The 13134-nt window shown below is 71.7% G+C and carries 12 protein-coding genes; 3 read left to right on the top strand and 9 right to left on the bottom strand.

Annotation, left to right across the window (positions count from 1 at the left end; all coding sequences use genetic code 11):
- The 7 genes from FV223_RS09020 to FV223_RS08990 all read right to left on the bottom strand — a co-directional run.
- Positions 1 to 908 (bottom strand): DHH family phosphoesterase (locus FV223_RS09020; RefSeq protein ID WP_187276098.1); only part of this gene is annotated, 908 nt, incomplete at its 3' end.
- A gap of 46 nt (positions 909 to 954) precedes the next feature.
- The gene (locus FV223_RS09015; RefSeq protein ID WP_246689646.1) at positions 955 to 2607 is read right to left on the bottom strand and encodes a GAF domain-containing protein; all 1653 of its coding nucleotides are present in this window, start codon (positions 2605 to 2607) and stop codon (positions 955 to 957) included.
- A 267-nt stretch (positions 2608 to 2874) separates the two neighbouring features.
- Positions 2875 to 4272: an NAD(P)(+) transhydrogenase (Re/Si-specific) subunit beta gene (locus FV223_RS09010; RefSeq protein WP_147726549.1), complete on the bottom strand. Its 1398-nt coding sequence runs from the start codon at positions 4270 to 4272 to the stop codon at positions 2875 to 2877.
- A gap of 3 nt (positions 4273 to 4275) precedes the next feature.
- Positions 4276 to 4725 (bottom strand): NAD(P) transhydrogenase subunit alpha, encoded by a 450-nt coding sequence (locus FV223_RS09005; protein ID WP_147726547.1) that lies wholly within the window; start codon positions 4723 to 4725, stop codon positions 4276 to 4278.
- Positions 4726 to 4747: 22 nt separating this feature from the next.
- Positions 4748 to 6001 carry a Re/Si-specific NAD(P)(+) transhydrogenase subunit alpha gene (locus FV223_RS09000; protein ID WP_147726545.1) on the bottom strand — a complete coding sequence of 418 codons (1254 nt, stop codon included), beginning with the start codon at positions 5999 to 6001 and terminating at the stop codon, positions 4748 to 4750.
- A 156-nt stretch (positions 6002 to 6157) separates the two neighbouring features.
- Positions 6158 to 6451: an aa3-type cytochrome c oxidase subunit IV gene (locus FV223_RS08995; protein WP_147726543.1), complete on the bottom strand. Its 294-nt coding sequence runs from the start codon at positions 6449 to 6451 to the stop codon at positions 6158 to 6160.
- 187 nt (positions 6452 to 6638) lie between these two features.
- The gene (locus tag FV223_RS08990) at positions 6639 to 8012 is read right to left on the bottom strand and encodes an AarF/UbiB family protein (RefSeq protein ID WP_147726542.1); all 1374 of its coding nucleotides are present in this window, start codon (positions 8010 to 8012) and stop codon (positions 6639 to 6641) included.
- A gap of 531 nt (positions 8013 to 8543) precedes the next feature.
- Between FV223_RS08990 and FV223_RS32390 the strand changes: the two genes are divergently transcribed.
- From FV223_RS32390 to FV223_RS08975, 3 genes are all read left to right on the top strand, one after another.
- Positions 8544 to 11747 (top strand): autotransporter serine protease, encoded by a 3204-nt coding sequence (locus FV223_RS32390; protein ID WP_147895848.1) that lies wholly within the window; start codon positions 8544 to 8546, stop codon positions 11745 to 11747.
- Between the two features lie 189 nt (positions 11748 to 11936).
- Positions 11937 to 12299, top strand: coding sequence for a hypothetical protein (locus FV223_RS08980; RefSeq protein WP_147726540.1), 363 nt, complete (start codon positions 11937 to 11939; stop codon positions 12297 to 12299).
- Positions 12300 to 12367: 68 nt separating this feature from the next.
- Positions 12368 to 12577, top strand: coding sequence for a hypothetical protein (locus FV223_RS08975; RefSeq protein WP_147726538.1), 210 nt, complete (start codon positions 12368 to 12370; stop codon positions 12575 to 12577).
- 6 nt (positions 12578 to 12583) lie between these two features.
- Here FV223_RS08975 and FV223_RS30210 read toward each other — a convergent pair whose 3' ends face one another.
- Positions 12584 to 12748, bottom strand: coding sequence for a hypothetical protein (locus FV223_RS30210; RefSeq protein WP_187274755.1), 165 nt, complete (start codon positions 12746 to 12748; stop codon positions 12584 to 12586).
- A gap of 189 nt (positions 12749 to 12937) precedes the next feature.
- The coding region (locus FV223_RS31245; protein ID WP_147726536.1) for a hypothetical protein at positions 12938 to 13134 on the bottom strand (197 nt) is incomplete at its 5' end.

The following is a 13134-nucleotide window of genomic DNA, read 5'->3' as shown; positions in this document are numbered from 1 at the left end:
CCCGACCTGACGCGCTTTGCCGCCTTCCTCGCCGCGAGGCCGTGGCGGCCGCGGGCGCGCATCACGGTCAGCCCCTGGACCACGAAGGCGCGGTTGAGGCCGGTCAGCGGCACCACGTCGGCGACGGTGGCCAGCGCCACCAGGTCGAGGGCGTCGGTCAGCGACGGCTCGGGGCGCGCGGCGAAGGCCCCCTCCGCCCGCAGCGTCCGGGCCAGGGCCACCAGCGTCAGGAACACGACGCCCGCGGCGCAGAGATGGCCGAGGCCCGACAGGTCGTCGAGGCGGTTCGGGTTCACCAGCGCGCGCACCGGCGGCAGCAGCTCGGGGGCGCCGTGGTGGTCGAGGACGAGCACGTCGAGGCCGATCCGCGCCGCCTCCGCCAGGGGCCCGTGCCCGCTGGTGCCGCAATCGACGCAGACCAGCAGGGTCGCCCCCTCCCCCGCCAGCGCGGCGACCGCGGCGGTGTTCGGGCCGTAGCCCTCGGTGATCCGGTCGGGGATGTGGATGCGGGTCGGCACGCCGAGCGCGCGCAGGTATCCGGCCAGCAGGGCCGCGCTCGCGGCGCCGTCAACGTCGTAATCGCCGAACACCGCGACGCTCTCGCCCTGCCGCACCGCCCGCGCGAGGCGATCGGCGGCGGCTTCCATGTCGACGAGGCAGGCGGGGTCGGGCATCAGGTCGCGCAGGCGCGGGCGCAGGTAGGCCTCCGACCCGTCCGGCCGGACGCCGCGCCCGGCAAGCACGCGGGCCAGCAGCTCCGGCAGGCCATGGGCCTGGACCATGGTCGCGGCGTAGGCCTGCGCGGCCGGGTCGGCGCAGCGCTCCCGCCACGGCCGCCCGAGGATGGACCGGGTGACGCCGAGGAAGGCGCGGGACTCTGGAAGCAGGGCTGACACGGGGCGCACCATAGACCGCAACGGCGGCCAAATCCCGGTCCGCGTGCGGGCGTCGGCGCTACTCGTCGGCCTCCATCCCGGCCAGGGGCACGGCCAGCTCGCACAGCACGCCGTCGGGCGGGTAGGTCAGGCGGACCTCGCCGCCGATCGCCCCGGCGAGGCCGCGCTCGATCAGGCGGCTGCCGAACCCCATCCGGGTCGGGTGCGCGACCCGCGGCCCGCCGCTCTCGGCCCAGCGCAGCCGGACCATCGGCTCGCGGCCCTCCGGGTCGATCGACCAGTCCACCACCACGAAGCCCGCGGGCGTCGAGAGGGCGCCGTACTTGGCGGCGTTCGTCGCCAGCTCGTGGATCATCAGCGACAGCGACCGGGCGGCCTTGGAGCCGACCTGAACGTGCGGCCCGAACAGCCGCAGGCGGCCCGCCTGGGCATCGTCGTGGATCGTCAGCGCGCCGTGGACGACCTTCTCCAGGCTGGCACTCTCGCGGGTGCCGTCGAGCAGGATGTCGTGGGCCTTGCCGAGCGCGATCAGCCGGTTGGCGAGGGCGTCGCGGGCGGCTTCGAGGTCGGTGGCGTTGCGCATGGTCTGCATCGCGATGGCCTGCACCATCGCCAGCGTGTTCTTCATGCGGTGGCTGAGCTCGCGGTTGAGCACCGCCTGCTGCTCCTCGGCCCGCAGGCGGCCGATGCCGACCTGGACCCGGTCCGCGACGTTGCGGGCGAAGGCGATCTCCTCCGGCAGCCAGTCGCGCGGCGCCGCGGCGTGGACGAAGAACAGCCCCACCGTGCGCCCGCGCTCCCGCACCGGCACGTCGAGCATCGCGCCGATGGCGAGCGCCGCGAACGGAGCCGCGAACGCGGCGGTGCGCGGATCGTCCGCGACCGCGCGGACGACGAGGGCGTCGCCGCGCTCGATCGAGGCGCCCAGCCGGCCGAAATCGGCGAAGCGATGGGTCCCGGCGAGGCTGCCGGCGCCGGACGCGGTCCAGTCCTCGAGGACGGTGACCTGCGCCCCGCTGGCGTCGATCTCGCCGTAGCCGGCCCGGCTCGCGTCGAGCGTCCGCCCGACGATCTCGGCCGCCTTGGCGGTCATCGCCGCCACCGAGGCCACGTCGCGCAGGTGGTCGCCGAGCTCGATCAGGGCCGCTCGGCGGATCGAGGCGGCGCGGGTCAGGCGCTCCTCCGCCTGCAGGCGGACCAGCTGGCGCCGCTCGCGCATCAGGATCATGATCTGCCGCGCGAGCCGCCGCAGCGCGTCCGCCTGCTCCTCGGTGAGGCCGTCGGGCCGGGGCACGTTGTCGATCACGCAGAGGCTGCCCAGCGCCCTGCCGCTCGTCGTGCGCAGCGGCGCCCCGGCATAGAAGCGGATCCGCGGATCGCCGGTCACCAGCGGGTTGTCGCGGGTGCGCGGGTCCAGCGTCAGGTCGGGGATGACGAGGAGATCGGGCTCGCCGAGCGCGTACTTGCAGACCGAGGCGTTCAGGTCGGTCTCGCAGCGCGGGAAGCCGACGCGGGCCTTGAACCACTGCCGGTCGGCGGCGACGAGGCTGACCAGGGCCACGGGGGCGAGGCAGATCGTGCGGGCGATCTGCACCGCGTCGTCGAAGGCTTCCTCGGGTGCCGTGTCGAGGACGGCGAACGCTTCCAACTCGGCCAGTCGATCGGGATCGGAAGTCTCGGGCGACATGCCAGCCCCGGGTTGGAGATCCATCGCGCCGGATCGGCGGTCGGCGTTGCGCGTTGTAGGGCCCCGCTCGACGTCTGTCATGCCTGGAGCATCGTCCGTGATCCAGGGATCACGGACGATGCTCCATCGCGTTGAGAGCGCGCGTTTTCTTCACGCGAGCCGGGATCCGCCTCGCTTGAGGACGCTCCGGCGCCATTCCCGCGGGCCGCCGCCGAGGACGCGGGGGCTGCGCGACGCAAAAAGGGCGGGCATCGCTGCCCGCCCTTCGACCCCGACCCCGGGAAGCCCGGATCAGAGGTTCTTGAGGATCTGGTCGACGACCTTCTTGGCGTCGCCGAACAGCATCATCGTGTTGTCGCGGAAGAACACCTCGTTCTCGACGCCGGCGTAGCCCGAGCCCATGCCGCGCTTGATGAACAGCACGGTCTTGGCCCGCTCCACGTCGAGGATCGGCATGCCGTAGATCGGCGAGGTCTTGTCGGTCTTGGCGGCCGGGTTGGTGACGTCGTTGGCGCCGATCACGAAGGCCACGTCGGCCTGCGGGAACTCGCCGTTGATGTCCTCCAGCTCGAACACCTCGTCGTAGGGGACGTTGGCTTCGGCGAGCAGCACGTTCATGTGGCCGGGCATGCGGCCGGCGACGGGATGGATGGCGTACTTCACGTCGACGCCCTCCTTCTTGAGCAGGTCGGCCATCTCTCGGAGCGAGTGCTGGGCCTGCGCCACCGCCATGCCGTAGCCCGGCACGATGATGACCCGCTCGGCGTTCTTCATGATGTAGGCCGCGTCGTCCGACGAGCCCTGCTTGACCGGCCGGGTCTCGACCTCGCCGCCGCCGGCCGCAGCCGCGTCGCCGCCGAAGCCGCCGAGGATCACCGAGATGAACGAGCGGTTCATCGCGTGGCACATGATGTAGGACAGGATCGCGCCCGAGGAGCCGACCAGCGCGCCGGTGATGATCAGCGCGAGGTTGCCGAGCGTGAAGCCGATGCCGGCCGCGGCCCAGCCCGAGTACGAGTTCAGCATCGAGACGACGACGGGCATGTCGGCGCCGCCGATCGGGATGATGAGCAGGCCGCCGAGCGCGAACGACAGCAGCACGATCAGCCAGAACACGACCTTGCTCTCGCCGCCGATGAACACCGCGATCAGCACGACCAGCGCCACCGCGAGGCCGATGTTGATGAGGTGGCGGCTCGGCAGCATGATCGGCTTGCCGGACATGCGTCCGTCGAGCTTGGCGAAGGCGATGACCGAGCCGGTGAAGGTGATCGCGCCGATCGCCGCGCCGAGCGCCATCTCGAACAGCGACTCCTTGTGGATGTGGCCGTTCTCGAGGATGCCCACCGCCTGCGGCGCGTAGAGGGTCGCCGCCGCGCCCGCGACGGCGGCGAGGCCGACGAGCGAGTGGAAGGCCGCCACGAGCTGCGGCATCGCCGTCATCGGCACGCGCTTGGCGATGACCGCACCCGCGCCGCCGCCGATGGCGAGCCCGAGGAAGACGAGGAGCCAGGCGGCCGCGCCGGCCGGCGGATGGCCGACCAGGGTGGTGAGCACGGCGAGCGCCATGCCGATCATGCCGTAGAGGTTGCCCTGCCGCGACGTCGTCGGGTGCGAGAGCCCCCGCAGCGCCATGATGAACAGGACGCCAGAGACGATGTAGAGAAGGGCGGAGACGTTCTGGGACATGTCTCAGGCCTTCTTCTTGTACATGGCGAGCATGCGCTGGGTCACCAGGAAGCCGCCGAAGATGTTCACGCTCGCCAGCACGATGCCGATGAACCCGAAGGCGCGGGCCCAGCCGGTGCCCTTCTCGATCAGGGGCACGCCGGCGGCCAGGATCGCGCCGACGATGATCACCGACGAGATCGCGTTGGTGACCGACATCAGCGGCGTGTGCAGCGCCGGGGTCACCGACCACACCACGTAGTAGCCGACGAAGATCGCGAGCACGAAGATCGCGAGCTGGAACACGGTGGCGTCGACCGCGCCGTGGGTCACGGCGCTGAGACCGTGGCCGACGCCGTCGGCGATGGCCTGGGCCTGGTCGGCGGCGTTGCGCGCGGCGGCGGCGGCCGAGCGCGCGGTGTCGGCGAGGACGCGGGTCTGGTCGACCGCCTGATCGGGGGGGATGTTGGCCATCGTTATGCTCCTCGCGACCGGCCTACGCCGCGCCCGTTGCCTGTGTGCTGGGTGACTGCGACACCCCGGTCTTCGACAGCCCGACCGAGGCCTGCTCGGATTGCGGCGCGTCCTGCGGGCGGTCGGCGACCGCCGCGTCGGCCTTCGGCTGGAAGGACGGGTGCACGACGGCGCCGTCGTGGGTCAGGTTCGTGGCCTTGACGAGCTCGTCGTCCCACTTGATCGCCAGAGCCTTCGACTCCTTGTCGACCAGGGTCTCGACGAAGGCGTAGAGGTTGCGCGCGTAGAGCGCCGAGGCGCTCGCCGCGAGGCGGCCGGCGACATTGAGGTGGCCGACGATCTTCACGCCGCGATCGTTGACCACGACCTCGCCGGGCTTAGCGCCCTCGACGTTGCCGCCGCGCTCGACCGCGAGGTCGACCAGCACCGAGCCGGGCTTCATCGAGGCGACCATCGCCGCCGAGACGAGCTTCGGCGCCGGGCGCCCGGGGATCAGCGCCGTGGTGATGACGATGTCCTGCTTGGCGATGTGGGTCGCGACCAGCTCGGCCTGTTTCTTCTGGTACTCGGCCGACATCTCCTTGGCGTAGCCGCCCTTGGTCTCGGCCTGCTTGAACTCGTCGTCCTCGACGGCGACGAACTTCGCGCCGAGCGACTCGACCTGCTCCTTGGTGGCGGGGCGCACGTCGGTGGCGGTGACGACCGCGCCCATGCGGCGCGCCGTGGCGATCGCCTGGAGCCCGGCGACGCCGACGCCCATCACGAACACGCGGGCGGCGGGCACGGTGCCGGCCGCCGTCATCATCATCGGCATGGCGCGGCCGTACTCGGAGGCACCGTCGACCACCGAACGGTAGCCGGCGAGGTTGGCCTGGCTCGAGAGCACGTCCATCACCTGCGCACGGGTGATGCGCGGCATCAGCTCCATGGCGAAGCCGTCGACGCCGGCCTCGGCCATCGCCTGCAGCTCGGCCTCGCGGCCGTAGGGGTCCATGATCGCGACGACCACGGCGCCCCGCTTCAGGAGCTTCAGCTCCTCGGCGGCGGGGCGGCGGACCTTGAGGATCAGGTCGGCGTCGCGGGCGGCCTCCTCGGCCGAGGCCGCGACCGAGGCGCCGACGGCCTCGTACTCGGAATCCGGCATGCCGGCCTTCAGCCCGGCGCCCGACTGCACGGTCACGTCCGCGCCGAGCGCCAGGAACTTCTTGACCGTCTCGGGCACCGCCGCGACCCGCGGTTCCGCGGAATCGGTCTCCGACAGGACAGCGATGCGCATTCAGGATTTCCCCTCGATGGACCGCTCCCGAATGCGCGAAATGGAACGGCTTTTCGAGGCGGGTTGAACGGACGGACTGACGGAAGCGTTACGATTGTAATGGCAGGCCCGGGCGCGGGGCGCGGACCGTCCCGGCCTCAGGGAGAGGACGAGCGTTCAGGCGAAGGCGAGGTAGAGCGCCATCAGGATGGCCACGACGCAAGGCGCGCGCCAGCCGATGTTCGGAGCGAAGGCGCCGAGCGCGCCGGCCGCACTCGACAGGACGACGCCGAGGATCGCCGTGAGCCAAGCCTCGCGGATGCCGCCGACCGCCAGCGCGAGCACCCAGCAGATCACCACCCCGGTGGCGATCTCGACGAAGCGGACGAATCCCCGATAGGTCTGCTCGTGCGTCTTCGCGTCCATCGCGGGGCTGTAGGCCACCCCGGAAACGCCCTTCGTATCGGCCATCGTGCGCTCGTCCTCGACGCTACCACTCTCGATGGGTGCGGGTTTAGCCCAAGCTTATTGCTGCCGCAATCGGCCGCAACCGGCATCGCACGGCTTCGCTTGGGCCTCAATTCACTTGCGCACAAAACACCCGCCGAACACGCGATCGTGAGCCGGCGAAGACCGCCTCCGCGGCCCGCCGCCCCGGTCAGGCCGGCAGGGCCAGCCCCACCGCGCCGAGCGCCTCGGCCTGCCGCGCGGCGAGGGCGTCGAGGCTGAAGCGCTCGATCTCGGCCTCGAACAGGCGGTGGTAGTTCAGTTCGGACTTGAGGTGCAGGAACACCGCGCCCAGGCCGACGGCGGCCCGGTCCATGAACACGAATTCCTGCGGCACCGTCACCGGGCCCCGCGCCTTGAGGGCTTGGTGCACCTCGAAGGCCTGGCGCCGGCCGTATTCGCCCGGCTTCACCCCGTCGGCGACGGTGCGGGTGCGGTCCTCCAGCAGCGGCCCGTAGATGAACCGCGCCCAGATGTTGAGGATCTCGATCTTCTCCTTGTCGAGGTCCTTGAAGCCCCAGACCTCGTAGGCGTGGACGATCCGGGCCATGTCGTCGGTGAGGAGGCCGCGGTAGAGGTCGACCACGCCGCCGACGAAGCGCGGATGGAAGATCCGCACGCAGCCGTAATCGAGCAGGTTGATACCCTGCGGCTCCCGGTCCCCCGCGCCGCCCTCCGAGAACACGGTGTAGTTGCCGAGATGCGGGTCGCCATGGATCACCGCGGCGCGGCTGAACGGGTGCCACCACGCCTTGAACATCGCCTGGGCGATGCGGTTGCGGATCTCGACCGGCGACTCGGTGAAGCTCAGGATGCGCTCGCCGTCGAGCCAGCCGAGCGTGAGCAGGCGCTTGGTCGAAAGGTCCTCGTGGATCGCCGGCACGCGCACCTGCGCGATGTCCTTGAGCACGGCGCCGTAGAGCGCGCCGTGCTTGGCCTCGCGGGCGTAGTCGAGCTCCTCGCGCACCCGGGCGCCGATCTCCTTGGCGATCTCGCGGGTGTCGAGCCAGGAATTCATCCGCCGGTGCAGGGCGAAGGCGACCTCGAGCTGCTTCAGGTCGGCTTCCACGGCCGACTGCATGTCCGGGTACTGCAGCTTGCAGGCGAGCGCCGTGCCGTCGAGCGCGGTGGCGCGATGGACCTGGCCGAGCGAGGCGGCGGCGGCGGGCTTCAGGTCGAAGCGCTCGAACCGCGCCTGCCAGCCGACGCCGAGCTCGGCCTGCATCCGGCGCTTGACGAAGGCCGCGCCCATCGGCGGCGCATCCGATTGCAGCTTCTGCAGCTCGGCCGCGTATTCGGGCGGCAGCAGGTCGGGCACGGTGGCGAGCAGCTGCGCCACCTTCATGATCGGGCCCTTGAGGCCGCCGAGCGCCTGGGCGAGCGCCGCCGCGTTGGTGGTGCCCTCCTTGCCGAACAGGCGTGCGCCCGCCATCCGCGCGGCGACGCCGCCGACATTGGCGCCGACGCGGGCGTAGCGGCTGGCGCGGGCGGAAAAGCGGTTGGCTTCCGGATCGGTCTCTGACATCGGCTGGGTCTGCACCTCTCCCCGACCGCGGAGCGCGATCCGACCGTGTCGGACCGGGCGCTCCGGATCTTGCTTCGACGTGCTTGCCCTCGACGAACCGGACGCCGGACCCTCGGGACGCGCACGACGGACCGGCGCGTCCGGACGCGTCCGCGGATCGCGGCATCCGGGAACGATCGTTCCGTGAGGCTGCAGATAAGCTCTTCGTCGCCTCCCGCCAGGGCGCTGGGTCCCTGGGTCGCGGCACCCTCCGCCGGCTGTCGCCGCGCCGGCCCGCCGGGCCGGCAGGGCGCTCCTCCACGGCGCGAATGTTGCCGCCCGGCCACAATCCCGAGCGATCGGGATTTCCATTCGTTTCCAGCTTGAGTCACGGAAACGTGAGGCTCATACGTTACTGAATTCAAGAACGATGCGCATCGACAAGACATCGTGAATGCCCGAAGGAATGCGTCGATCGCATTCTTCGGAAAGAACACGCACCTTCGCGTGCCGCCATCGGCCGTAGTTCTTCACTCGAATACGGTGACATTCATGCCCTTGACCTTTCGTCCGCGCGCGCTCGGCGTCGCAGGCCTGACCTATGCCCTGTGCGCGACGGTTTCCCCGGCGGCTCTGGCGCAGTCGGCCGGCTACCAGGATCCCGGTCGCGTCGGCGACCCGGCAAGCTGGCGCACCCCGGAATACTTCGCCGATTACGGCAAGGCCTCGATGAACGCCGACCAAGCCTATGCCCGCGGCATCACCGGCAGGGGCGTCCTGGTCGGCTCGGTGGATTCGGGGTTCCTCGGGACGCATCCGGAATTCGCCGGCCGCGCTCGGGCGATCACCAACACCGGCAGCTATTCCTCGAGCAGCTTCCGCTACGACAGCGGCACGACGCGCTCGGACTTCTTCACCGCCGGCCAGCCCTATTCGGTGCCCGGCACCTGGGTGCGCGGCGTCAACGACGACCACGGCACCCACGTCGACGGCACCATCGTCGCCAACCGCGACGGCACCGGCACCCACGGCGTCGCCTTCGGCGCCCAGCTGATCGCGACCAACACCAACGGCACCGACTCGTCGATCTACGGCCCGAACGCGGACTACGCCTACTTCAAGGGCGCCTACGGCAACCTCGTCGCGCAGGGCGCACGGCTGATCAACAGCAGTTGGGGCAGCCCGCCGCCGCGCGACAACTACAACACGCTGGCCGGCCTCACGGCCGCCTACGCCCCCTTCACGCGCCAGCTCAGCTGGCTCAACGCCATCGCGGATGCGGGCCGCGCCGGCGTGATCCAGGTCGTCGCCGCCGGCAACGCCGGGGTCAACAACCCGACCATCCGCGCGGCGCTGCCCTACTTCCAGCCGGACCTCGAGAAGGACTGGATCGCCGCGTCGGGCCTGAATGCCGCCGACCAGACCCAGTTCAACCGCTGCGGCGTCGCCAAGTACTGGTGCATCGCCGCGCCCGGCCGCAGCATCACCTCGACGGTGGTCAACCTGACGACCGGCGAGGCCGGCTACGGGGTGAAGAGCGGCACCTCGATGTCGGCCCCGCACGTCTCCGGCGCCCTGGCACTGGTGATGGAGCGCTACGCCTACATGACCAACGAGCAGGCGCGCGACGTGCTGCTGACCACCGCCACCCATCTCGGGACCGGCCCCGCCGACGTGCCGAACGAGGTCTTCGGCTGGGGCAAGATCGACCTCGGCCGCGCGATGAACGGCCCGGGCCAGTTCCTCGGCCGCTTCGACGCCAACCTCGGCGCCGGCGTCGCCGACACCTGGTCGAACAACATCTCCGACGCGGCCCTGCGCCAGCGCTTCGTCGAGGACAGCGCCGAGCACGCGGCCTGGGAGCAGACGAAGGCGGCGCGCGGCTGGACGAACGGGCTGCCCGCGACGGCGACGCCCGACGAGCAGGCCGAGTACGGATGGCGGGTCGCCCGCGACCAAGCCTTTCTCGCGCGCACCTACCAGGGCGGCCTGACGAAGTCCGGCGGCGGCGTGCTCGAGCTGACCGGGGCCAGCACCTATACCGGCACCACCGAGGTGAACGGCGGCCTCCTCGCGGTCAACGGCTCCATCACCTCGACGGCCAACGTCAACGCGGGCGGCACCCTCGGCGGCGGCGGCAGCGTCGGCGCCCTCAACGTCCGCGGCGGCGGAACGGTCGCGCCGGGCAACAGCATCGGGACGCTGACGGTCGCCGGCAACGCGACCTTCGCGGCCGGCTCGCTCTACGCCGTCGAGGTCGCGCCGGGCGGGCGCAGCGACCGGATCGCGGCGGCCGGCACGGCGCAGATCGCCGGCGGCACCGTCTCGGTGTCGCTGGAGAACGCCGCCGCGCCACTCAGCGCGGCCGAAGCCCGGAGCCTTCTCGGGCAGCGCTACACCATCCTGACCGCGGCCGGCGGCGTCGCCGGGCGCTTCGACCTCGCGACCCCGAGCTACACCTTCATCGGGACCGACCTCGCCTACGGCGCCAACGCCGTCGACCTCTCGGTGTCGCGCAACGCGACGACCTTCGCCTCGGTCGGCACGACGCGCAACCAGTCCGCGGTCGGTGCCGGCATCGAAGGCCTCGGCGCCGGCAACCGCCTCTACGAGACCATCCTCATGACCACCAACCCGGAGGCGGCGCGCAGCGCCTTCGGGTCGCTGGCCGGCGACATCCACGCGAGCACGGTCTCGGCCGAGTTCGAGACCGCGTTCTTCGTCCGCGAGGCGATCCTCGACCGGATGCGCTGGGGCTCCACCCCCGGGGCGCCCGAGAGCCTGAACTACGGCACCCTGCCCGCCACCTACACGGCGGACCTGCCGGGCCGCCGCGTCGCGCCGTCGCCGGTGCCGATGCAGGTGATCGATCCGCGGGTCGCCGGGTTCTGGGGCCAGGGCTTCGGCGCCTTCGGGCAGGCGCGGACCGACGGCAACGCCGCCGGGCTCAACCGCCAGACCTCGGGCTTCGTGCTCGGCGGCGACGTGCGCCTCGAGAACGGCATCCGGGTCGGCGTGGCCGGCGGCTACACCACGACCAGCCTCGACACGGCCGGCCGCCTGCAATCGGCGACGATCGAGAGCGGCTTCGGCGGCGTCTACGGCGGGTACGAGCTCGGCCCGGTCTCGCTGCGGCTGGGCGCGGTCTACGCCGACAATTCGGCGCGCACGCGCCGCACCGCTCTGTTCGCCGGGCTGACCGACACGCCGAGCGCCCGCACCGGGGGCTCGACGATCCAGGGTTTCGGCGAGATCGGCTACCGGATCTTCCTCGGCGAGGGCCGCTCGGCGCTGGTCTCGAAGGATCCCGTCGCGCCGGCGGTCCAGGCGCTCAGCTACATCGAGCCGTTCGTCGGGGGCGCCTACGTCTCGATCGGGCGCGACCGCTTCGTGGAGACCGGGGGCCTCGCGGCGCTCACGAGCTTGGCCCGCGATTACGACCTCGGGGCGGCCACCGCCGGCGTCCGGGCGCAGACGAGCCTCGACCTCGGGTTCGGAACGCCGGTCTCGGCCCATGGCCTGATCGGCTACCGCCGCGCCTTCGGCGACGTCGTGCCCAAGGCGCTGCTCGCCTTCGGTACCGGACCGAGCTTCCTGACCGCCGGCATCCCGATCGACCGCGACGCCCTCGTCGCCGAGGCCGGGCTCGACCTGCGGGTCTCGGCCAACGCCACGATCGGCATCGCCTATACCGGGCAGGTCGGGTCCCGCGCCGAGGACCATGCGGCGAAGGGCAACTTCACCTATCGCTTCTGATACGCCGCCCGGGCCCGGCCGACGATCCACGGCCGGGCCCCGCCGCGACGCAAGGGACGCCTCGGCCGGCGGCGCGTGCGGAGTCGGGTCACGGCGCTCGCGCAGGCGGCCGACGGAGCCGAGCGTTGCCCTCGGGTGTTGAGACGTTGCCGCGACGCCGAGGGAGGGTCGTCGGCCATGGATCCGCCGATGACCTACGCACGCGTCGCCTTCGCCCTGATCCTCTGCGCCGGCCCCTGTCTCGCCGCGCCGTCCCCGGCCGAGGAGGAGGCCGAGATGGTCCAGGGGATGGTGCGCATCGTCGGGGCGCAGGCCGGCATCACGCTGTACTGCCGGAAGACCTACACGATCGACGACACGGTGTCGGACGGGCTGCTCCGGACGGTTCGTCCCACCCTCGACAAGGCGATCGGCCACCGGCAGGCGCAGGCTGCGATCGACGAGGAAGGGCAGCGCCTCGCTCGGGAGATCGCGGAGGTCGGCGCCGAGCGCTGGTGCGCCGACCAGCGCGACATCCTCAACACCGACGGGGTCCGCGTCTTTTTGGACTGAGCGCCCGCCGTGGATCGGCCTCATTAACCGATCACCGGCATCCTACGATCCATCGTAAGGGTTCCAGCGTGCCGAAGATCCCCACCGTCGCCGTAGCCGGATTGTGGTCCGCGATCACCGTGGCGGCGCTCGGCGTCGTTGCGATGGATCAGGCGCAATCGATGCGCCGCGCCGAGGCCATCACCGCGCCGGCCGCCATCGCGGCCGATCCCGCGACCACGGCCGCGATCATCCTCACCGACGCGACCGGCAACCGATACCGGATGCGGGTCGACTGAGAGCCGCTAGCTCGGCTGCTCCTCGGTCTGCGCGATCGCGGCCGCGTCGTCCATCGGCGGCGTCGGGCCGAGGTCGGGCATCGGATCGCCGGTCGGCTCCTGGGGGCCCGGCGACGGGTCTCCGATCGGCGCCGGATCGTCGCCCGGTCGCGGGGTGTCGGCGTCGCTCATCGTCTCGCTCCCAGGATGTATCCGCGGGCAAAGCGGCGAGCAGCGCGCGCGTTCCCTGCTCCCTCGCCAAGCTCTGCTCACTCGCCAAGTTCCATTCCGTCGTCGAGTGCTCCGCCGACGGAGGCGCCCCGGGGCAACCGTCGGGATCGCCGACCGCCACCGGAACCACGAGGCCGGTCGGCCACCCGGCTATCGACGGGAGGGATCGACGCTCGGCTGTCGCCGGTGGACCTTGCGAGAGCCATCGGGTCGGACCGCGTAGGCATTCCCGCTGCGGATCGCCTCATCCACGTTGCGCGGGCCGGCGATGCCCTCGGTGCCCCCGGGTGCCGTCGCCGGGAGCTGCCCGCCCGGCGGCGTCGGGGCCGCGCCCGAGAGCGCGAGGG

It is taken from the genome of Methylobacterium sp. WL116 (assembly GCF_008039455.1).
Taxonomy (GTDB): Bacteria; Pseudomonadota; Alphaproteobacteria; order Rhizobiales; family Beijerinckiaceae; genus Methylobacterium.
The sequence above is the reverse complement of the archived record's forward strand: the minus strand, read 5'-3'. Positions and strand labels throughout refer to the sequence as shown.